Below are 20,517 nucleotides of genomic sequence, written 5' to 3' on the forward strand. Positions count from 1 at the left end.
ATGGCCAGCCGTGGAAGTCGTATTCAACTCGTACCGGCGGTATTGTCCTTTGCCGCAGCCGCCGACGAGACGCTGCTCGCGGCGGCAAGCAGGGCGGGCATTGCGGTTCCCGCCGCCTGTCGCAATGGCGTGTGCGAGCTCTGTGAGGCTCGCCTGGTCAGCGGCGAGGCCCTGAATACCCGCAATCAACACACAATTCCGGTCACCGGGCGACTGATGATGTGTCGCACTCTCGCGCTCAGTGACCTTGAACTGGAGATAGACGCCGTTATGGCAGCCGGAGACAATCAGCCTCGCAAGTTCCAGGCAAAGGTGGTGGACGTTCGTTCCATCAGCCACGATGTTTACCGTGTGGAACTGCAACTGCCCCGTCGCCGGGAACTGTCGTTTCACGCCGGCCAGTACCTGTCCGTGAATCTGCCGGATACCGACCCCTGCTATTTTTCTATTGCCAGCAGTCCGTCGGAAGACTTGATCGAACTGCACATCCAGGCGACACCAGAGTGGGTGTCTGCTCAGAAGGTGATTGACGCACTCACCTCTGGCGGAGAGGTGACCGTTGAGCTGCCCCACGGCCGCGCGTGCCTGGCGTCCGCGCCGGACAAACCGTTGTTGTTGGTCGCCGCCGGAACCGGCTTTGCGCAAATGAAGAGCCTGGTGGACTACCTGCAGAAAACGTCTTACGACAAGCCTGTGAAATTCTACTGGGGCGTTCGCCGCCACGAGGACATGTACCTGCGATCCCTGGCCCAGCAATGGCAGGAGGAGTGGCCGCCGTTTACGTTCCTGCCCGTGGTAGGAGATGACGAAGACAACGAGTGGAGTGGCCACCACGACCAGCTGGTCCGTACGGTGCTGGCATCGGGGATGGACTGGAACAACGTGGAAGTCCACGCCAGCGGCTCGCCGACGATGGTGTATACCTTGATGGATGCGTTGATAGAAGCCGGGTTACCGCAGGCGGCATTTTTCTCCGACGTACTGGAATACGCCCCAAGAGACTGATGCCCGACCGCGGCAATACCACGTAAGTGGATTCGGGCCTGGGTGGGATGCCTTTTCTGTCAGGGAAAAGGTGTCCGAGCAAAGCGAGTTCTTTTCCCAGAAGAAAAGGTACCCCACCCGGGCCCAGCCCCAATTCAGCAGGCTACAAGGCCAAACTCCTGACTCATCAGGCCTTGGGCATCGGCAAGTCCGGCAATCCGCTATCTTTCACCAGCCCCTGCATCAACAGCTTCACACTGTTCTCGCCCTCACCCATGTGAGCATTCAGGCGACTCAGTTCGGCCATGGTTTCACGGCTGCGGCGTAAGCGCAGGCTGGTCTCGAAGTATTCCCGGGCTTTGCCCCAAAGCTCGTTGCGCAGGCTCAGGCGGCCAAGCGCTAAAAGCAGTTCCGCATTATTGGGCCGGTCTTTCAGCCATTGCTCGGCTACCAGCAACTGCTCATCCGGTTTCAGGCCTTTTACGCGGCCATACAGATTGACCAGTTCATCACCCCAGTGATTGCGCAGAACTTTTCTCAGCAGGGTTTCAGCCTGCGCTTCGTCGCCCAGATCGGCAAGCAGCCGGGCATACTCGCGAATGGTGTGCTCGTCGCGGCGGAGAAATCCTGGCAACTCATCCCAAAGTTTGGTGAGCGGCTCAAGGGAAGCGGAAGGCTCGCCCGAGTGGCGGCGGCACTCCTCAGCGGCACGCTGCAGAAGGTTTTGCCAAACCAGGCGTTCCAGATCGCCCTGCTCTTCACTCTCCATCAGATTGCGCTTGCGGATTTCCGGCAACAGGCGGGAAAGCTCGCGCCAGTCTTCCAGACGCACATAAGTGTTTTTCAGCAACTTGAGTACAAACGGATGGTGGGGCGCCTGCTTGCGCAACCGCACCAGGGTTGCCAGTGCCTGTTCCAGCCGGTTGCCCGCCAGTTGCAGTTGGGCCTGGGTAATGCCCACGGCCATGTCGGAACCTGGTGTGCTTTCAAAGGCTTTGCGCAACAGTTCATCAACCGCTTCGTGATCGCCGGATTCAAACGAGGCCTGGGCCGCTGCCAGGTAGTTGATCAATGGCGTGTCCGCATGCTCCGCTGAGGAAGTGAGCAGCTTGCGGGCACGGGGCCAGTTACCCTCCGCCAGGGACAGCAGCCCCTGAGTAGTGCGCCGCCGGGCCCGTCGCTCGTTGCTGCGGGCCAGCCAGCCGGCCACCATGCCGGTGCCATGGCGCAGGCGACGGAACAGGTTGATGGTCAGCACGGAGGCCACCACAAGCAGCACCAGCAACGCCAGACCAATCCAGAAATTGGTTTCAATCAGGTAGTTGCCCAGGCTGATGCGGATGTAGCCAAGGTCGTACTGCAAACCCAGGGCAAGCCCGGTGCCCAGCAGCAAGGCGACCAGGATGATCAGCAAAATGCGGATCATGATGCGTCTCCCTGTTCACCGTTACTGCCATTCTTTCCAGCCTCTCCGTTGTCCAGTCGACCGGCCAGTCGCGCTTTGAGCAATTCCAGTGAGCGGCTGATGTCTGGCAGTTCCGGATCAACGTTCTTTTGGGAGAGTTCCTCCAGGGTCTGGGAGAGCGCGATGATGCGGGTGTTGCTGCTGTCGTACCAGTTGTTGATGGCATTGCTGGCTTTGGTCAGGGAGCGTGAGTAGAGCTGTTGATGACCGCGAAGTACGGCCAGTTCGGCTTCTTCCAGCATCAACTGCAGGTTGAGCCGCGCATAGGCACTTTGCTCCGGAGACAGGAGGGGTTTGACCGGCTCGTCGAGCCTGCGGACCACAACCACCTGAGACAGGGTTTGCTTGACCTTGTGCCATCCCTCGGCAACCAGTCCCTGCTCGGAGGCATTGGCTTCCGGGTTTTCGCCGCCACCGACAAATCCCGGGGCGCGATCATGAATCAGTGCGCTGTCTGTGAGTTGGTGGATACTGTCGATGGCCGCTTCCAGCTTCAGGTAGAGGCCGGTACGGTCGACATCGACAATGCCCTTGAGCGCCAGGATTTCCTTGGCCAGTTGCTGGCGAACCGGGTAAACGCCGATGTCGTCCGACTCCGCCAGAACTTCATCACCGGATTCCAGTGCTGCCAAGGCTCCGCGAATGTCCTTCTCGATCATGAGCCTCTGGTTGGCAACTCTTAGCAGATATTCCGCCTCCGCCAGGAGCCAGTCGGTACGAGTACGGTTGCCGGCCTCCAGCAGTTCACGGGCGTTGTGGTCGATCTGCCGTTGCTGGGTGGCGATCAGTTCACGCTGTTCGGACAGCCTGTCTTCCAGCGCCTGCAGTCGACGGCTCTGCTCACTGCCGGTCTGGCCGTACATCCGGTCTAGTTGCTCGGTGTCATTTTCCAGGCTGCTGATGGACTGTTGCAGTGCCTGGTAGTTGTTCCATTGCTGCCAGCTCCAAAGGGCCAGGGCGACGGCCAGGGCAAGCGCCAGTAGTGTAATGATCCAGAGGGGCCACAGTTTTTGCCGTGTTTGCTGATGCTTTTCGATCGGGGCAGGCAGTTGTGCGTTTGATTCTGTCACGGGCATCCTTACTTGGTGTTTCCGGAGCCTCCGTCCAGGCTGGCAAGTTGTCCTGCAACTGCAGCCACAATCGAGCTATCGGCAAGGCTTCCTGGTATACACGTTCGCCGGAGGCCGGCCAGACGTGCTTGTTCGGCAATCCGCTCAACGGGGACAACCAGCAAAGTGTTTTCAAGATTATGGCCGGTATTGTCACTGAGTGCGATGAGATTGTTCAATGTTTCTCCCGACAGTGTGACGATGGCCTCGGGGGAAAAGTCATTCAACATCGCGTTGAGCGTCGCTTTATCATAGTCGGGACAGAAGCGACGATAAAGGGGCAGAACGGTGACTCGCGCACCTCTGCGTTCCAGGGTTTGCGGGATCAGTTCCCGGCCTTCCTCCCCGCGCACGACCAGAACCTTCTCGTGGTTCAGTGTGGCCAGCTCCTGCAACTGTAGCAAATCTTCGCTAGTGTGGCCGGTTTCCGGTTGCCGCGTTTGCAGGCCGTAGTTGCCCAGCACCGTGGCGGTTCCAGCCCCAACGCCGTACCAGTGGATGCCAGTGGGTGTCTGGGGCCACCACTCGTCCAACCATTCCAGCAGCAGGGCGGCGGCGTAGGGGCTGACGGCAATAACGTGGGCAAATTCGTCCAGATTGAGGATCAGCGTGCGGGTTGCGGGGTCTTCCGGGAGCGGCTCGCGGGCGATAAGCGGCATGACCCGCGCATCGGCGCCGGCATCGCAAAAGCGCGAGGCCAGCCGGTCGGCTTCCGGTTGTGGCCGGCAGACGAGTATCCGCCGGCCCTTGAGGGGTAGCGAGTCAGGTTGGGGTGTGGCCATAGATGTCAGCCAGTACCTTGTCTGCACCCAGTGCGAGTAAATCTTCCGCGAGTTCGCGTCCAAGGCGCTCGCCTTCGCTGCGGGGCGCGCGGCCTTCAACGCGGAACACCTGAGTGCCGTCGACGGCCCCCACGAGTCCCCGAAGCCAAAGCATGTCATTGTCTTCCAGCAAGGCGTAGGCAGCGATGGGTACCTGGCAGCCGCCCTGCAGGCGCCGGTTCAAGGCCCGTTCCGCCTTCACTCGGTCCGAACTGTCGCGATGATCCAGGGGCTCCAGCATGGCGATCAGTTCGGCATCATCGAGACGGCATTCGATGCCAAGCGCGCCCTGGCCCACGGCAGGCAGCGATATGCTGTCCGGCAGGCAGTAGCGGATACGGTCATGGAAGCCAAGACGTTTGAGCCCGGAGCTGGCCAGGACGATGGCCCGATAATCGCCAGCGTCCAGCTTTGCCAGGCGGGTGTTGACGTTGCCGCGCAAGGTGCGGATTTCCAGGTCGGGCCGATAGGCGCGCAACTGGGCTTCCCGGCGCAGGCTGGCAGTGCCGACAACGGCTCCGTGGGGCAGGGCGTCCACGTTTTCGTAGTCATTGCTGACGAACGCATCGGTAGGGTCTTCCCGCTCACAGATAGCTACCAACCCCAACCCTTCCGGAAACTCCATGGGCACATCTTTCATGGAGTGCACAGCCAGGTCGGCGCTGCCCGCCAGCATGGCCTCTTCCAGTTCCTTGACGAACAGCCCCTTGCCGCCAATCTTGGCCAGCGGCACATCCAGGATCTTGTCGCCCTGGGTTTTGATCTTGACCAGTTCCACGGTCACGTTATCGTGGAGCCGTTCCAGTTCAGACTTGATAAATTCCGCCTGCCACAACGCCAGTGCGCTGCTGCGGGTTGCAATGCGAAGGGTTCGTTTTGACATGGTGTTCGTTGCCGGATCTGAAAAATGGTACGCCAAGGGTACTCTTTGTGAGGCGAATTGTGGAGCCGAATGTTGTGCATCCAGGCTACCCGGGGCGATGCTCCTTCAGCCATTGCCTCACAGCGGCGGCGTGTCTCCGACTCACGGGCAGTTGCCCATGCTGGTCTGTCAGGTCAATCAGATTCTGGCCATCCCGTTGCTTTAGCAGCGCTCGGATATAGCGCACGCCCACCAGAGTGTGTCGGTGAATCCGGAGCAGGTGTTGCGAGTAGGTGCTTTCCAGCTCTTTCAGGGTGTAATCGGTGACGGTCTCGCCGCGCAGATGATGAATGGTGACGTATTTCTGGTCGGCTTCGCAGTACAGGATGCCCCGGATATCGATCAGTTCGGTCCCGCGGTGGGTACGGATGGCCAACTGCTCATCCGTGCCCGATTGCTTTTCAGCCAGCGCCTGCAATTGCACCCGGTTGACACGACCGGCCCGATTCAGGGCGTCGGCCAGCGCTTCCCGACGCACCGGTTTGAGCAGGTAGGCCACCGCGTGTACATCGAAAGCCTGGATGGCGTAATGATCATAAGCAGTACAGAAGATAACGGCCGGAGGTGCCTCCAGCGCAGTCATTCGTCGTGCTGCTTCCATGCCATCGGTCCCCGGCATGCGGATGTCGAGTAGCAGTATGTCCGGCGCCAGGCGCGCGGTTTTTTCCAGTGCTTCCTCGCCATCGCCAGCCTCGTCACAGACATTATAGCCAGGCAGTGCCTCCACCAGTCGGCGTATTCGCTCCCTGGCCAGAGGTTCGTCGTCGGCAATCAGTACGCTGCGGTGGTTATGGTCGGCCATGCTTGCCTACTTACTCCCGGTTGCAGGTTTTCCGTTGCCACTCGCTTTCTGCCACGGCAATCGGAGAGTGACGGTATATATATCATTCTGGTGGCTGTGTTTCAGCACGGCGGGCTCTCCGAACAGGGCGTGCAGACGGGACTGAATGTTGGCCAGCGCCATTCGGTTGCCATCGTGGCGGCCTTGGTCAGAGGCCGGGCGCGGGTTCTGCACCATCAGGTAGACTGAGGATCCCTTGCGGTAGGCCTCAATTTTTACGGTGCCCCCGTTCGGGCGGGGCTGAATGCCATGGTAAATGGCGTTCTCGACCAGTGGCTGGACGGTCAGGGGCGGAATGGCCTGTTGATCCAGCCCGTCCTCGATATGCCATTCCAGTGTCAGCCTGTCTTCCAGACGCAGCTTTTCAATGGCCAGGTAACGCTTGCACAAGTCCAGTTCGGCGCTCAGGGGAATCAGGCGGTCGACGGTGCGCAGGCTGGCGCGGAATAGTTCGGACAGATCCAGTACGGCGTCTTCGGCCCGTTCCGGGTTAACGACGATCAGGCTGGCAATGGTATTCATACTGTTGAACAGGAAGTGTGGATGGATTCGTGCCTGCAACGCTGTCAGCCGGGCCTGCATCTCTGATTCCCGTTGTTGTTGCCACTGGAACTGCATATAGAAGTACCGCAACACCATCAGTGTGATCAACAGCGCCAGCAGCAGTTTCTTGGCAACGCCCTGCCAGGCTTCCAGGCCGGGTTGAGGGTGCAGCACGCTGTCAGCGAAAAGGCTGAAGGCAAGCACATCCAGCATCACGATGGCGACAATCACCGCTGTGGCACGGGTAACCGTCAGCCGTGACAGCCAACGCCGCGTGAGGCAGATCAGGGCGGCGCTGGTCAGCACCGTCCATTGCACGAACAGGGACAGCAGGCCGAAGTAGTTCCAGTCAATCCAGCGGCTTTCGGCCTGAACGATGGACAGCACCAGCACCAGCAGTTCACTGGTGACCACCAGCAGGAAAACGGCTCTGACCCGGCAAAGGTCCGGCACATAGAAATCGTCGTCGCTGTCTGCGACCGCCTGGGCTGGGCGTTCCCTGTTGTGTCTTGCGGCCATTGGACCTGTTCCTGATTCCTATTCCTGATTAGGGGAGGGCAACTGAGTGCCACGGAATGCTATAATCCCGCGATATTCCATTTACCCATTCCCGCAGAATGATGCCGGGCTGTCAGCAGGAAAGATAGACCATGACGGATCAGAACAAGAGCGCCGAGAAACCCTGGGGCGGTCGTTTCACCGAACCCACCGATGCCTTTGTGGAGCGTTTCACCGCATCCGTAGGCTTTGATCAGCGCTTATACCATCACGATATTACCGGTTCCATTGCCCATGCCACCATGCTGGCGGAAGTGGGTGTGCTGACCGAGGAAGAACGTGACACCATTATTGAGGGTCTGAAAGCCGTCAAGGCGGATATCGAGGCTGGCACCTTCGAGTGGTCGGTGAGTCTGGAAGACGTGCACATGAACATTGAGGCACGGCTGACGGATCGGATTGGTATTACGGGCAAGAAGCTGCACACGGGGCGCAGCCGTAACGATCAGGTGGCGACGGACATCCGCCTCTACCTGCGCGACGAAATCGACGTCATTGCCGAAGAGCTCCGGCGCCTGCAAGCCGGCCTGCTGGACCTGGCCGAGCGCGAGGCCGAGACCATCATGCCGGGATTTACGCACCTTCAGACCGCCCAGCCGGTTACCTTTGGCCATCACCTGTTGGCCTGGTACGAAATGCTGGTGCGGGACGCCGAGCGTCTGCAGGACTGCCGCAAACGCGTGAACGTGATGCCCCTCGGTGCGGCGGCGCTGGCGGGCACAACCTATCCGATTGATCGCGGCATTACCGCAAAGCTGCTGGGCTTTGACCGGCCCAGTGAGAATTCCCTGGATTCCGTGAGTGACCGGGACTTTGCCATCGAATTCTGCAGTTTCGCTGCCCTGTTGATGACCCACCTGTCACGCTTCAGCGAAGAACTGGTGCTCTGGACCTCTGCCCAGTTTGATTTCATCGACCTGCCGGATCGTTTCTGCACCGGGTCGTCCATCATGCCCCAGAAGAAGAACCCGGACGTGCCTGAACTGGTACGCGGCAAGACCGGCCGGGTGAACGGCCACCTGATCAGTTTGCTGACCCTGATGAAGAGCCAGCCGCTGGCCTATAACAAGGACAATCAGGAGGACAAGGAACCGTTGTTCGATACCGTGGACACCGTGAAGGGCTGCCTCAAGGCCTACGCCGACATGATCCCGGCCATCGAAGCCCGGGCCGACAACATGCGCGTGGCGGCCAAGCGGGGTTTCTCCACCGCAACGGATCTGGCGGACTATCTGGTCAAGAAAGGTGTCGCCTTCCGCGATGCCCATGAGATTGTGGGCAAAGCCGTTGCGTTTGGCGTTGCTGAAGGGCGTGATCTCTCCGAGATGACCACGGAAGAGCTCACTCGCTTCTCCGACATCATCGGCGAAGATGTATTCGATGTGCTGACGCTGGAAGGTTCCGTGCAGGCACGTGATCACCTTGGCGGCACCGCGCCCAAGCAAGTGCGCGCTGCGGTTGCGCGTGCGCGCAAAGCACTCTAGCCGCCGATTTTCCCCGTGGTCAGGGCGACCTCCACCGGCTTCAGTTCCTCCAGTGGGCGAGGCCGGTAGAGTCGGAAGCCCTGGCCGTAATGAATGCCCAGGGTACGTACCTTTCGGAGGGTGTCGTCGTTCTCGATGAAGGTGGCGACCGTCACCTTGCCCGAAGCTTCCGCTATTTTATGAAGTGCCTCCACCATCACCTGCTGCACAGGATCGTCGTTCAGGTGCTGCATGATCTTGTGGTCAAGTTTGATGATGTCCACTGGCAGCTTTGCCGCCAGCCCGTAACTTTCCACCGATGCTCCCGCGCCATCCAGCGCTACCCGGCAGCCAATGCGGTGCAGACTGTCGCACAGCACCGCTACGTCGTTTGGATACTGTGTGGCGTGGGCTTCTCTGATTTCCAGGCAGAAGCATTCCGGGGCAAAAGGTGACCCTTTCAGCGCGGTTTCCATGAAATCGGCAAACGAATCATCCAGTACGCTGGCAAGGGACAGGTTGAAACCGCAGTACTTCAGGCGCGGCTCCAGCAAGCGGTGCTGTTCGAGCCAGGCCAGGGTCTGGCGGATCACCTGGCGATCCAGGCGTTTGGCGAGGTCAAACCGTTCGGCAACGGGCAGGAAAGCGTCCGGGGTCAGCGGAGGGCTGTCCGGGGTCTCACCGGGAATCCGGGTCAGTATTTCGATGTGGTCGCCCCAGGTAACGCTGGCGACCGGGCGCATTGATTGGTATTCAAGCTTGAGGTAGCCGCTGTCGAGCGCCTGCTGGATCTGTGCCAGCACCTCATTGGCAGTGCCCTCGTCCAGCGAAAGGGACATGGCCCGGGCGGCATGGATGCGGTTGCGGCCAGAGGTTTTTGCGGTGTGGCACAGATCAGCTGCCTGGGTCAGCAGTTGTTCGGAATCGGTAGGTGCATCGTCGTCCAGAAACAGCAGGCCGCCACTGGCCGTTGTCTGCAACTGCTTGTCCTGCCAGTGGAACACAAAGCTGCCGATCAGCTCGAGGATGCTGTCAGCAATCTGGCGGGCGCGCGCTTCGGGGCAGTTCTCAATCAACAGGACGAAGGTGTCGCCAGCCAATCGCGCCAGCGCGTCCCTCTGTCGGATCTTGATCCCAAGGTTGCCGGCCAACTCACGCAGGTAACGGTCGCAGGTACCGCTGCCGGCGATGTCATTGAAATGGTCAAATCCATCCAGGTCGAGATAGAGCAGGCTGTCATTGCCTTCCCGCCGGGACTTCTGCTCCAGTATTCGTTGCAGACGCCCCAGGAAAGCTTTTCGGTTCATCAGGCCGGTGACCGGGTCGTGCTGGATGCGGTATTCGCTGCTGGAGGAATTCTGCTGGCGGTCGCTGATGTCCCGGGCCACGTGAACGGCGCCAATCACGTCGCCCTGGTTGTTGGTCAGGCGTTGATAGTGAATCTCGTACAGCGGCAGCTCCCGGTGCTGCTGCGCCATGGGCATTTCCACCACAAAGCTGTCGCGCTCGAAAGCGCGGTGCCAGAGTCGCTCGATAAGCCGTCGTTCATTGGGAAAACCCTGCAAGGCTGCACTCAGATTGCTCCCGGATTCCGGCCGAAGGCCAAAGGTGAGCTCGAACTGGCGACTGAAAGCACAATTGAAATGCAGCAGGTTGAGCTGTCGATCAACGGCGACCACCAGGTCGTTGGTGGCGTTGATGGTGGCGCCCAGCATCTGCTCCGCCTGCTGGCGGGCGAGGGTATGAGTGCGCTCAGGCGTGTGGTCAACCAGGGTTCCCCCCAGCCGCTGTATCCGTTCGCCGGCTTTCAGGGCCCGGCCTGTCAACGTTACTTGACGAACGTTCTGTCGCGCGGTTATCAGATCCAATGTCAGGGAGAAGGGCTGCCCGGTGCGGATGCAGCGACGGAACAGGGCGCGTATCCTGCCCTGGCTGGACTGGCAGTAGAAAAGTGCCTGTTCGGGCGTGATTTCGCTACCGGGTCTCAATTCCAGCAGGTGATACATGCCGTCCGTCCAGATCAGCTCATTGCTGTGGAGGTCCAGTTCCCAGATGCCAACGCCAGCAGAGGTTTCGGTCAGCCGGATCAGGCGGTGGTCAATAGGGGAGTGGTCCCGCTGGCTTATAAACGCACTGGCGGCCTGGTCGGAATCGCGAATGTCCATGCGCAGGCTGAGGCCCGCCGTAAAGAAAAAGCCGTTTTTATGACGGAAGGTGATCAGTATCGACTCGCCGTTTTCAATGCGGTGGCGGTGGGCTGGCGCAAAGGGATCATCCTGGCGTGCTGCCAGGATGCACTGGACTTTGCGGCCTTCCAGTTCGCTGGCGTCAAAACCCAGCACTGCCTCGGCGTGATGATCAGCGAACAGGATCACGCCGTCGTCGTTGATGCGGATCAGGGTTCGACGTTCGGCACCCTGGGGGGCGTCGGAACGATCTCGACGGATAAAGAATTCTTTCACGACGGAAAAGCCTCAGCCAAGTTGTGACGGGAGCGTGCTAATGTAATCCCGCTTTTATTTTTTTGCCGATTTTGCCACGATTCAGTCATCATACTGATAATGGTATCGGAAAGAACCTCTCCCGCGGAGTCGCCTTGACCATCCAAACCGTTCCTATTGCCCTGGACTTTGATGAGGGTATAGATCGAAAAACGCTGCGCCGGCTGCGGGACCGGTTCATGGCTGTCAACGGGCAGCGCTGGGATCGTGCCCATTCGGCCCTGACCTATCGGCAACAGGCGGTCCTGGACGTGTTGCCACTGGTGTTTCATCTTAATCATCCGGCTCTGCCCGGTTATCTCGACAGCGACTGCCCCTACGGACTGAGCCACTATCGGCCCCCTGAATCCACGCTGAACGCTGCCCGGCGCCTGGCAAGAACCTTTTCGCTCAAGGACGAGGGGCGCAGAAAACCAGATCTGGAAGCCCTCTTCCTGATGGGCAGTCCCGGTACCCTGGGCCACTCGGTGGCCAGTGACCTGGATATCTGGCTGTGTCATCGCCCGGATCTTTCGGAGCGGGGTGTGCGTTGTCTGGAGCGTAAGGCGCAGAGTCTGTCAGTCTGGGCCGAGAGCCTGGGGGTTGAACTCCATGTGTTTGTGTTTTCCGCCGCCGACTGGCGTGCCGGGAGGCAGCGGGCGGAAGTGACCGGAGAAAACTGCGGCAGTTCGCAGCACTATCTGCTCCTGGACGAGTTCTACCGCACGAGCATTCACCTGGGAGGCCGTTATCCATTGTGGTGGCTGGTCCCCGTGGAGGATGAGCAGCGCTACGACGAGTGCGCCCGGCAGCTGATTGACTGCCGTTTTATTCGGAGCGATGAATACATTGATTTCGGTCCCGTGTCCTCGATACCGCAGGAAGAATTTCTGGGAGCTGGAGTCTGGCAGTTGTACAAAGGCATCGACATGCCCTGGAAGTCGATCCTTAAGCTGCTGCTGATCGAATGCTATGCCCGCAGTAATGAGGGCAGTGAGAGTAGCGAAAGCAACGAGAAACCACTGTTGTCTCGGGTCTTCAAATCGGCGGTGTACTCCGGTGAAACTAACCCTGATCGGCTTGATCCATACATACTGTTGTATGAACGCCTCGAGCAGTGGCTGCTCGAAGAAGATGCCCCTCAGCGCCTGGCCCTGGTGCGTCAGAGTCTTTATCTCAAGGCAGGACTGCCTCTGACCCGTTCGGCACAGGCTCTCTCCGGTTGGAGGGCCACGCTGCTGCAGGCCCTGGTGGAATCCTGGGGCTGGTCGGCGACAGAGTTGAAAGACCTGGACAACCGTATCCGTTGGCGTGCAGAGGACGTGGTAACCCTTCGTCGGGTTGTGGTGGGCGAGTTGACCCACAGCTACCGGCTACTTTCCCGGCTGGCGCGGGACCATGACACAGGCGCGGCCATCAGCAGCAATGACATGAACCTGCTGGGACGGAAGCTGTATGCCGCCTTCCAGCGTAAGGCGGGCAAGGTTGAGCAGATCAACCCCGGGCTTGCCCCCTCGCTGGTGGAAGAAAATCTTGCGTTCCATCATCAGTCCGAGCAGAGCGGGTCGGCCGGTCATGATGGCTGGTTGTTGTACCGTGATCTTGAAGACCCGTCAGATGCGCTCTGGCAGCCGGTCATCCGCCGTTCGGGCAACCTTGCTGAACTGCTGGTGTGGAGCTATTGCAACGGCTTGCTGACCCGGTCCACACGGTTGAATGTGAGATCCGGTAGCAGCGTTGCCTCGGTGGCGGAACTGCGGGAAATGCTGGATGCGCTCGGTGCGTTCCTGCCATTTCCGGTTGAGCCCGCCGACCGGGAGTCCCTGTCCCGGGGCATACACCCGCTGCGCAATCTGCTGTTTGTCAATGTGGGGGTTGACCCGCAGGCCTATCTGACCGAGCGGGGACTGCACAAGCTTAGCGCCCGTCACGACTCACTGGGTTTCAGCGGCGGACGGGAAAACCTGGTGAGCACTATTGATCAGGTTACCTTCAATAGCTGGCACGAGGTGAGTTTGCAGCACTATGCGGCTGGAGACACACTGGTGCAGTGCCTTAAAAACGTGCTGGCGTCGGTGGCCACCGCTCCGGACCGGTTGCCGGACATTATGGTTCATAGCCATAGCACGGGCCACGGAGCCGCCATTGCCCGCCGGGTACGCGAGCTGTTCAAGGACGTGATGCGTTATTTCTTCGCCGGTGGTGTCGGCCCCCATCCGCTGCGCTATGTCATCGAGATGGATCGGCGATTCTTCCTGCTTCAGTTCAGTGGCACCGAGCCCGGATTCGTGGCCCTCGACAGCAAAGAAACACTGATGGTGTATCTGTCCAAACCCCAGGAATCCTACGTGCCGGTGGTGTTTGACCAATACGCCTTGCTGGATGATAGGTCATTGCGCGCCGTGTGCCATGCCAGCGAACCGGATAATATCCAGGTGTTCTACCGGGTCACCGGAGAGACCGCGACGGTGTGGGTTGTGGACGAACTGGGGTCGGTATTCTGCTGGCAGCAAGGTTACACCAATCGTCGATTCCTGCTGGTGCCCTTGCTGCGATTCCTGGAGAACCTGATGGAACGCCGGCAGTTGCGACAACTGGATGCCTTGACCGATGTTGCAGGTGTCCAGTGCTATGAGATGGTGCTTCGCGACGGTCAGTGGCATGCGGAAAGGCGACCGGACGCCGACAGCAACGTGCGCCTGCCCGGGCTGGATGTGCAGGCCATCGGTGTTCAGGAGGGCGACTCCCGGGTGCGCTTCGATATTTTCTGTGGCGACCAGGAATTTACCGTTCAGGAGTATGGAGATCAGTTGATACCCGCAGTGGCCCACTATATTCGTTCGCTCCGCCAAAGTGACGAGCGCTACCCCGTCTACCTGACGGATGTTCACCTACCCCATGACCTGGATCCACAGGTATACCAGCAGCATATACAGACCATCCAGTATCTCTACTACCGCACCGAGCTGGAAGATTTGCTGAACCGGCATCTGTAGTATCCGGAATCGTGTGCGGTGGCAACTCGCCGGGCACGGCCTCACTCAGGTATACTGCGTGCATACAGACAACGGGGGCAGCTACCCATGAAGCCAGGACAGACACTCATGTTCCTGCTGGTGATGGTCGCGTTTCTGGTTGGGTGTGGCCAGAAGGGGCCTTTGTATCGCCAGGCACCGGCCAGTGACGATACGGCTACCGAGCAGGACACGCCAAGCCAGAAATCTGGCGAACATGACCGCAGTGAACCGGCTGAAGACCACTAGGTTCGGCAGGCTGCCGCGATAACAGGCTCAGGAAATCCATGGATCACTTCAATTACCGCAGCGGTGAACTGTTCGCTGAGAACGTGGCGGTTGAGGACATTGCCCGGCGTTTTGGTACGCCTGCTTATGTCTATTCCCGCGCCACTCTCGAACGTCATTACCGCGCCTATGATGATGCCCTTGCCGGTCGGCCACATCTGGTGTGCTACGCCGTCAAGGCCAACAGCAATATCGCTGTACTGAACGTGTTGGCAAGGCTTGGCGCCGGCTTTGACATCGTGTCTGCCGGAGAACTGGAACGGGTGATCCGTGCCGGCGGGGACCCTGCGAAAACCGTATTTTCCGGGGTTGGTAAACAGCGCTGGGAAATGCACCGCGCCCTCGAGGCCGGTGTTCGCTGTTTCAATGTGGAATCCGACACCGAACTGGATCGCCTGAATGAAGTAGCGGGTGAGCTTGGTGTCAGGGCGCCGGTTTCCCTGCGTGTGAACCCCGACGTGGACGCCGGTACCCATCCCTATATCTCCACCGGGCTGAAAGAGAATAAGTTCGGTATCGACATTGCGGAAGCGCCGGCCGTCTATGAGCGCGCTGCCGCCATGCCAAACCTGGATATACAGGGTGTGGATTGTCACATCGGCTCGCAGCTCACCTCGGTGTCACCTTTCCTCGATGCACTGGACCGTGTGTTGGAGCTGATCGACACCCTGGCAAAAAAGAACATTAATATCCGACATCTGGACATGGGCGGTGGCCTGGGGGTCACCTACGACCAGGAACAGCCGCCGCAACCGTCGGATTACGTGACCGCGCTGGCGGAGCGCCTGGGCGACCGGTCGCTGGAACTGATCATGGAGCCGGGGCGGTCCATTGCCGCCAACGCCGGCATCCTGCTGACGCGGGTCGAATTCCTCAAGTGCACTGAACATCGCAACTTTGCCATCATAGATGCGGCGATGAACGACCTGATTCGTCCCGCACTGTACAGCGCGTGGCAATCCATTATCCCGGTAACCCCCCGCAACGGCGGCGACGAGAAACACTGGGATCTGGTCGGGCCGGTGTGTGAGACGGGTGATTTCCTCGGCAAGGATCGCAAACTGAGACTCCAGGCGGGCGATTTGCTGGCGGTTCGGTCCGCCGGGGCCTATGGTTTTGTCATGAGCTCCAACTACAACACCCGTAACCGCCCACCGGAACTGATGGTGGATGGTGAACAGGTACACATTGTGCGTCGACGTGAAACCCTGGAAGAACAGCTCGGCCCAGAAAGCTGTTTGCCGGAATGAGTGGGGAGGCGGAAATGAGTCAGTCACGGCGCAGCCAGGGCCCAATGCTTAACTTCACCAAGATGCACGGTCTGGGGAACGATTTCATGGTGGTGGACGCCATCAGCCAGCCCTTTCGCCTGCGCCCGGAGATGATCCGCGAATTGGCCGACCGGAATTTTGGTATTGGCTTTGATCAGTTGCTGGTGGTTGAACCTCCGGGGCTGCCCGACGTGGACTTCCGTTACCGGATATTCAACAGCGACGGCTCGGAAGTCGAGCAATGCGGCAATGGAGCACGCTGTTTTGCCCGCTTTGTTCGCGACCAGCGCCTGACCAACAAGAAGGTGATCCGGGTTCAGACCGCCAAGGGCGTTATCGAATTGAGAGTCGGGCGTGCGGGCATGGTCACCGTCGATATGGGGGTGCCGGAGCTCAATCCTCCGGCCATACCGTTCGCCGCCGACCGCCGCAAGGACGTGTACACGGTGGAACTCGGCGATGATACCGTGGAACTCAGCGCCGTCTCCATGGGCAACCCCCATGGCGTGCTCTTGGTGGATGACGTGGATACCGCCCCGGTAGGTGAGTTTGGCCCCAGGCTTGAGAATCATCCGCGGTTCCCGGCGCGGGCCAACATCGGGTTCCTGCAGATTATTGACCGGACCCGCGTTCGCCTGAGGGTGTTCGAGCGTGGTTCTGGTGAAACCATGGCCTGTGGCAGTGGCGCCTGTGCGGCAGTGGTTGCCGGCTGCCTGCGAGGTTTGTTGGATAGCCGGGTGGACGTCGAGCTGAAAGGTGGGCGCCTGGTCATCGAATGGCAGGGTGAAGGGGCCCCTGTTATGATGGAAGGCCCGACGGCCAGCGTTTTCGAGGGTCAGCTTCGCCTGCCGGCAGACCAGGCCCCGAGACGACGTAAGAACACGCGGCACAGCGATGCAAAATCCGGTACCAACCGACAGAACAATCGCCATCGCCAGCCGGCCACATCAAGGCCCTGACCATCAGGAGAGCAGCATGACAGAACAAACGGCCCACAAGAAGGCCGAAGGGCTCACCCGGGAAGCCGTCGCAGATTATCTGCGGAACAACCCCGATTTCTTTATTGATCAGGACGAGCTCCTGCGCAGCCTGACCCTGCCCCACGACAGCGGCCGGGCGATCTCGCTGGTGGAGCGCCAGGTGCACCTGTTCCGCGAACAGCGCGACACGTTGCGCCGCGAGTTGGTAGAACTGGTGTCCATTGCCCGCCACAACGACCGCCTGTTCGAAAAGAGCAAACGCCTGCTGATGCAGGTGATCGAGGCCCGCAACCTGAATGATATGGCCGCCGCGATTGATGACAGTATCCGTGGTGATTTCGGTCTGGACGCGGCCTCGGTGATTCTCTTCACCGACAGCGAGTTGCCGGCAGCGGCGCAGGGCGCCCTGCACGTCGTGTCGCCGGACGTGGCGAAAGCGCGCCTGGGCGGTTTGCTGGAAGGGGATCGCGCCGTCTGTGGCCAGTTCCGTGAGAGTGAGCGCAGTTTCCTGTTCCCGGACCGGGAGGAACCCATTGCCTCAGTGGCGCTGGTGCCGCTGCGTAACAACGAACTGGTCGGGGTGTTTGCCGTGGGCAGCTGCGAGCCCGGGTACTTCGACCAGAGTATGGGCTCACTCTTCCTGACCTACATCAGTGACACCCTGAGCCGCCTGTTGCCGCCCATCCTGCAAAGGCATGCCGCCACGTTACCTGTCACCGATGTGGTCGCGGAGTCCCGCTGACCATGTCGCCGGCTGACGAGGGAGCCGGCCAGGCTGCCACACTGGCAGAGCCGGTGGCCGCGTTCCTGCGTTATCTGGCGTCGGAGAAGCGACACTCACCGCGCACCTGTGCCAGTTACCGCGATGACCTGAACCGATTCGCTGTGTGGGTTGAGCATCAACCGTCGCCGGCCTGGCGGTCAGTCACCAGCCACGACTTGCGACGATACGTTGCACAGCTCAGCCGTGAAGGGCTGGGCGGTCGGAGTATTGCCCGTCACCTGTCTGCCATCCGCCGGTTTTACGAATACCTGTTGCGGGAAAACCTTGCGGTGGACAACCCCGCGCTGGACATCCGAGCTCCTAAGTCTGGTAAGCGTCTGCCGAAGGTGGCAGATGTGGACCAACTCAACCACCTGCTGGACGCAACGCCCGATGACCCTCTGGAAATTCGCGACCTGAGCATGTTCGAGCTGATGTATTCCTCAGGGCTGCGGCTTTCGGAACTGGCGGGGCTGGACCTCCAATCCGTGGACGTCCGAGGCGGGGAGGTCCGGGTGCTGGGTAAGGGCCGCAAGGAGCGCCTTCTGCCGGTAGGGAGAAGGGCGTTGGACGCGCTGGCGCAGTGGCTTGACGTGCGCGGAGCGATGGCTCCGGACAGAGAAAGTGCCTTGTATGTGAGCCGACGAGGCGATCGGCTCAGTACCCGCAGTATCCAGTCCCGCCTGAGCCGGTGGGGAATGTATAAAGGGGCGGATCAGAGGCTTCACCCACACCTGCTTCGGCATTCCTTCGCCAGCCACATGCTGGAGTCCAGTGGCGACCTGCGAGCGGTACAGGAGTTGCTGGGCCATGCGGACATAGCGACGACCCAGGTCTATACTCATCTGGACTTCCAGCATCTGGCAAAGGTCTACGATCAGAGTCATCCCAGGGCTCGCCGGCGTCGTAACAGGCAGGAAACGTAGCATCGTTGAGGCATCAGTCACGGAATAGGCGTCCAGTAAAGGGCCAGGAGCGCTAAATGTCATCGGACCCATCCTGGAAGGATAAGTATCTCCAGGCACTTGAATCATCAGATCAGCGTGAATCGCATTGGGAAACTGAAAGAAATCTGCTTCAGCGTATGCTGGTGCGTACCAGTCTGGCGTCCGAAGGGCAGACTGCGGAGCTGGATCGTTTGCTGGAACGAGTTCGCGACGAGCTACGAAGCCCCGCTCTCAACGCAGACAGTTGGCGGGATTTGCAGGAGAGAATTGACCGGCAGGTGGCCGCCCTGGACGAGCGCAAGTCCGAATCCACGGACCGGCTAAGAACGACATTCGAGCAGTTGCTGTCAGGGCTGCGTTCCCATCCTCTGTTCAAATCCGGCAAGGACCGTATTCGTGACCTTGAGAAACGACTCCGGAAACCGGAAACCCTCCAACTGGATGCTACCGAATGGTTGGTCGATCTGGCATGGGTGTTGGAAACAGGGCTGGGCAGCGGTGACGGGCGGGATCGCAAGCGAAGCCCGTTTGGTCGCCTGTTTGGCGGCCGGGGAAACCAGGAGTCGTCCGACCAGCCAATATTGGCGGAAGCCGCCGAGAACCTGCCCGCACCGTCCGCCGTTGAACCGGCAACTCCTGGCACCGTAGACAGCGAGCGCCTGAAGATTGCGCGTCGGGTTGGTGAGCTGCTGGGCCATATGCTGGATCAGGTGACACTGGAGGCTGTGTCGGAGGCGAGAGCCCGACGATTACAGGAGTCGCTGTTGAGCAGCGATAACTGGGATGAACTGCGGGAGGGCCTGAGCAGCGTGGCGGAGCTGGTAATCGCAGCGGTGACCCGCGGACAAAGGGAGTTCGAGGCCTTTCTCCGGCGTCTCGATGAACGGCTGGAAGCATTGCGCCAGTGTTTCGCAGAGCAGGCGAATGCCCAGGCCGGGCGACTGGACGCCTCGCAGGAATTGGATCGCGACATTCGCCAGGAGCTATGGTCGTTCGGCCAGCAAGTGGAAAGCAGCGTCGACTTCGACGAACTGAAAGATTCGGTGAGCCGGCACCTGGAGTCGATCAGTGGTGCCGTCGAGCGGTTTCGGGAGCAGGAGTCCGAGCGCGAGCGCAACCTGTCGCTGGAACTGGAGCTCATGCAGGAAAAACTGGTGACGATGGAGGCCCAGTCGGAACAGGTTCGAGAAAAGCTCAGGGAGGAACGCGAGAAAGCCCTTACCGATGTCCTGACCCAATTACCCAATCGGGAAGCCTGGCAGGAACGACTGTCATTCGAGTACCAGCGCTGGCAGCGTTATCGTCATTCACTGTCGATTTGCGTGCTTGATATCGATTTTTTCAAGCGTGTGAACGATTCCTATGGGCACAAGGCGGGTGATCGCGTGTTGCAACTGGTTGCGCGTGCCCTCCGTGAACGGCTGAGGGCAACCGACTTCATCGCCCGTTTCGGCGGGGAAGAGTTCGTGGTCCTGTTGCCCGAAACCAATGTGGACAACGCCCGGGCGGTATTGGACAGCATGCGTGGGCATATTGCGGCATTGCCATTCCATTTCCGGGGCGAGCCGGTGTCGGTGACGTTTTCAGCAGGGCTGGCGGAATTCGATGGGGACGACGACGAGGATGATGTGTTCGACCGGGCCGACAAGGCTCTGTACCTCGCCAAGGACTCCGGCCGCGATCAGGTACTTATTGCCGGGCGCAATGTCTGATTCAATGCCTCATCAGGGCATCGAGTTCATCGATAATTTCCGCCCAGTCAGAATCGTCCTCAAGGCCTTCTTCGAGGAAATGTGACTGGCTTTCCGACCAGAAAGGGGCATCCTGCAGGGCAATTTCCGAGGGAAGTGGCGAGTGTTTGGCGATAAAGTCCTCAATGCTGACGCTGTCGGATGGCATGCCGAGTTGTTCAAAGAGCGCGCTGAAATCGTGTTTGCTGGTATCCATGGTCAGGGGTCTCCCCAAGGTTGCCGGTACTTTAATACGCTGTGGGCACGATCAGAGTAGATCGGGTAACCCGCTGAATGCAATCGGAAGAGTTTACGGGTATGGTTCCTTGAACTGTAGC

General features: G+C 59.8%; 17 protein-coding genes. 9 read left to right on the forward strand and 8 right to left on the reverse strand.

Translation table 11 applies throughout. The annotated features are described in order from the left end of the window. The gene (locus tag AC13D2_RS19060) at positions 1-1,005 is read left to right on the forward strand and encodes a 2Fe-2S iron-sulfur cluster-binding protein (protein ID WP_292047895.1); all 1,005 of its coding nucleotides are present in this window, start codon (positions 1-3) and stop codon (positions 1,003-1,005) included. Between the two features lie 166 nt (positions 1,006-1,171). On the opposite strand, the gene AC13D2_RS19065 is transcribed toward AC13D2_RS19060, so the two are convergent. From AC13D2_RS19065 to AC13D2_RS19090, 6 genes are all read right to left on the reverse strand, one after another. Continuing rightward, complete coding sequence (locus AC13D2_RS19065) at positions 1,172-2,410, reverse strand: heme biosynthesis HemY N-terminal domain-containing protein (RefSeq protein ID WP_292047892.1); 1,239 nt, start codon at positions 2,408-2,410, stop codon at positions 1,172-1,174. Then, positions 2,407-3,525 (reverse strand): uroporphyrinogen-III C-methyltransferase, encoded by a 1,119-nt coding sequence (locus tag AC13D2_RS19070; RefSeq protein WP_292047891.1) that lies wholly within the window; start codon positions 3,523-3,525, stop codon positions 2,407-2,409. The genes AC13D2_RS19065 and AC13D2_RS19070 overlap by 4 nt, the downstream gene beginning before the upstream one ends. Positions 3,526-3,527: 2 nt before the next feature. Further along, complete coding sequence (locus AC13D2_RS19075; protein WP_292047889.1) at positions 3,528-4,340, reverse strand: uroporphyrinogen-III synthase; 813 nt, start codon at positions 4,338-4,340, stop codon at positions 3,528-3,530. Further along, positions 4,321-5,262 carry a hydroxymethylbilane synthase gene (gene hemC, locus AC13D2_RS19080; RefSeq protein ID WP_420390403.1) on the reverse strand — a complete coding sequence of 314 codons (942 nt, stop codon included), beginning with the start codon at positions 5,260-5,262 and terminating at the stop codon, positions 4,321-4,323. Before hemC ends, AC13D2_RS19075 begins: the two co-directional genes overlap by 20 nt. A gap of 85 nt (positions 5,263-5,347) precedes the next feature. Continuing rightward, complete coding sequence (locus AC13D2_RS19085) at positions 5,348-6,103, reverse strand: LytR/AlgR family response regulator transcription factor (RefSeq protein WP_292047887.1); 756 nt, start codon at positions 6,101-6,103, stop codon at positions 5,348-5,350. Between the two features lie 6 nt (positions 6,104-6,109). Beyond that, positions 6,110-7,204 carry a sensor histidine kinase gene (locus tag AC13D2_RS19090; protein WP_300498525.1) on the reverse strand — a complete coding sequence of 365 codons (1,095 nt, stop codon included), beginning with the start codon at positions 7,202-7,204 and terminating at the stop codon, positions 6,110-6,112. Between the two features lie 131 nt (positions 7,205-7,335). Between AC13D2_RS19090 and argH the strand changes: the two genes are divergently transcribed. Continuing rightward, positions 7,336-8,727, forward strand: a complete 1,392-nt coding sequence (gene argH, locus AC13D2_RS19095; protein WP_292046250.1) for an argininosuccinate lyase — start codon at positions 7,336-7,338, stop codon at positions 8,725-8,727. Here argH and AC13D2_RS19100 read toward each other — a convergent pair. Next, the gene (locus AC13D2_RS19100) at positions 8,724-11,168 is read right to left on the reverse strand and encodes an EAL domain-containing protein (protein ID WP_292046251.1); all 2,445 of its coding nucleotides are present in this window, start codon (positions 11,166-11,168) and stop codon (positions 8,724-8,726) included. The genes argH and AC13D2_RS19100 overlap by 4 nt on opposite strands. Before the next feature lie 134 nt (positions 11,169-11,302). Here AC13D2_RS19100 and AC13D2_RS19105 point away from each other — a divergent pair, with 134 nt between their 5' ends. The 7 genes from AC13D2_RS19105 to AC13D2_RS19135 all read left to right on the forward strand — a co-directional run bounded on the left by AC13D2_RS19105 (position 11,303) and on the right by AC13D2_RS19135 (position 20,161). After that, positions 11,303-14,182: a class I adenylate cyclase gene (locus tag AC13D2_RS19105; protein WP_292046252.1), complete on the forward strand. Its 2,880-nt coding sequence runs from the start codon at positions 11,303-11,305 to the stop codon at positions 14,180-14,182. Between the two features lie 87 nt (positions 14,183-14,269). Next, positions 14,270-14,449 (forward strand): LPS translocon maturation chaperone LptM, encoded by a 180-nt coding sequence (lptM, locus tag AC13D2_RS19110; RefSeq protein ID WP_482939040.1) that lies wholly within the window; start codon positions 14,270-14,272, stop codon positions 14,447-14,449. Positions 14,450-14,487: 38 nt separating this feature from the next. Continuing rightward, positions 14,488-15,738 (forward strand): diaminopimelate decarboxylase, encoded by a 1,251-nt coding sequence (lysA, locus tag AC13D2_RS19115; RefSeq protein ID WP_292046255.1) that lies wholly within the window; start codon positions 14,488-14,490, stop codon positions 15,736-15,738. A 14-nt stretch (positions 15,739-15,752) separates the two neighbouring features. Next, positions 15,753-16,718, forward strand: coding sequence for a diaminopimelate epimerase (dapF, locus tag AC13D2_RS19120; RefSeq protein WP_292046256.1), 966 nt, complete (start codon positions 15,753-15,755; stop codon positions 16,716-16,718). Positions 16,719-16,734: 16 nt separating this feature from the next. Continuing rightward, entirely contained in the window at positions 16,735-17,481 is a 747-nt protein-coding gene (locus AC13D2_RS19125; protein ID WP_292046257.1) for a DUF484 family protein, read from the forward strand. Between the two features lie 2 nt (positions 17,482-17,483). Continuing rightward, entirely contained in the window at positions 17,484-18,428 is a 945-nt protein-coding gene (xerC, locus tag AC13D2_RS19130) for a tyrosine recombinase XerC (protein WP_292046258.1), read from the forward strand. 56 nt (positions 18,429-18,484) lie between these two features. Then, positions 18,485-20,161 carry a GGDEF domain-containing protein gene (locus AC13D2_RS19135; RefSeq protein WP_292046259.1) on the forward strand — a complete coding sequence of 559 codons (1,677 nt, stop codon included), beginning with the start codon at positions 18,485-18,487 and terminating at the stop codon, positions 20,159-20,161. 1 nt (position 20,162) lies between these two features. Here the strand turns inward: AC13D2_RS19135 and AC13D2_RS19140 are convergent, their stop codons facing one another. Continuing rightward, positions 20,163-20,396, reverse strand: coding sequence for a DUF2789 domain-containing protein (locus AC13D2_RS19140; RefSeq protein ID WP_292046260.1), 234 nt, complete (start codon positions 20,394-20,396; stop codon positions 20,163-20,165). Between the last annotated feature and the right edge of the window lie 121 nt (positions 20,397-20,517).

The organism is Marinobacter sp. B-12, assembly GCF_056857915.1.

Coding starts and splice junctions, on each gene's coding strand:
- AC13D2_RS19060 (WP_292047895.1), top strand. CDS start 1: ATGGCCAGCCGTGGAAGTCGTATTCAACTCGTACCGGCGGTATTGTCC.
- AC13D2_RS19065 (WP_292047892.1), bottom strand. CDS start 2,410: ATGATCCGCATTTTGCTGATCATCCTGGTCGCCTTGCTGCTGGGCACC.
- AC13D2_RS19070 (WP_292047891.1), bottom strand. CDS start 3,525: ATGCCCGTGACAGAATCAAACGCACAACTGCCTGCCCCGATCGAAAAG.
- AC13D2_RS19075 (WP_292047889.1), bottom strand. CDS start 4,340: ATGGCCACACCCCAACCTGACTCGCTACCCCTCAAGGGCCGGCGGATA.
- hemC (WP_420390403.1), bottom strand. CDS start 5,262: ATGTCAAAACGAACCCTTCGCATTGCAACCCGCAGCAGCGCACTGGCG.
- AC13D2_RS19085 (WP_292047887.1), bottom strand. CDS start 6,103: ATGGCCGACCATAACCACCGCAGCGTACTGATTGCCGACGACGAACCT.
- AC13D2_RS19090 (WP_300498525.1), bottom strand. CDS start 7,204: ATGGCCGCAAGACACAACAGGGAACGCCCAGCCCAGGCGGTCGCAGAC.
- argH (WP_292046250.1), top strand. CDS start 7,336: ATGACGGATCAGAACAAGAGCGCCGAGAAACCCTGGGGCGGTCGTTTC.
- lptM (WP_482939040.1), top strand. CDS start 14,270: ATGAAGCCAGGACAGACACTCATGTTCCTGCTGGTGATGGTCGCGTTT.
- lysA (WP_292046255.1), top strand. CDS start 14,488: ATGGATCACTTCAATTACCGCAGCGGTGAACTGTTCGCTGAGAACGTG.
- dapF (WP_292046256.1), top strand. CDS start 15,753: ATGAGTCAGTCACGGCGCAGCCAGGGCCCAATGCTTAACTTCACCAAG.
- AC13D2_RS19125 (WP_292046257.1), top strand. CDS start 16,735: ATGACAGAACAAACGGCCCACAAGAAGGCCGAAGGGCTCACCCGGGAA.
- xerC (WP_292046258.1), top strand. CDS start 17,484: ATGTCGCCGGCTGACGAGGGAGCCGGCCAGGCTGCCACACTGGCAGAG.
- AC13D2_RS19135 (WP_292046259.1), top strand. CDS start 18,485: ATGTCATCGGACCCATCCTGGAAGGATAAGTATCTCCAGGCACTTGAA.
- AC13D2_RS19140 (WP_292046260.1), bottom strand. CDS start 20,396: ATGGATACCAGCAAACACGATTTCAGCGCGCTCTTTGAACAACTCGGC.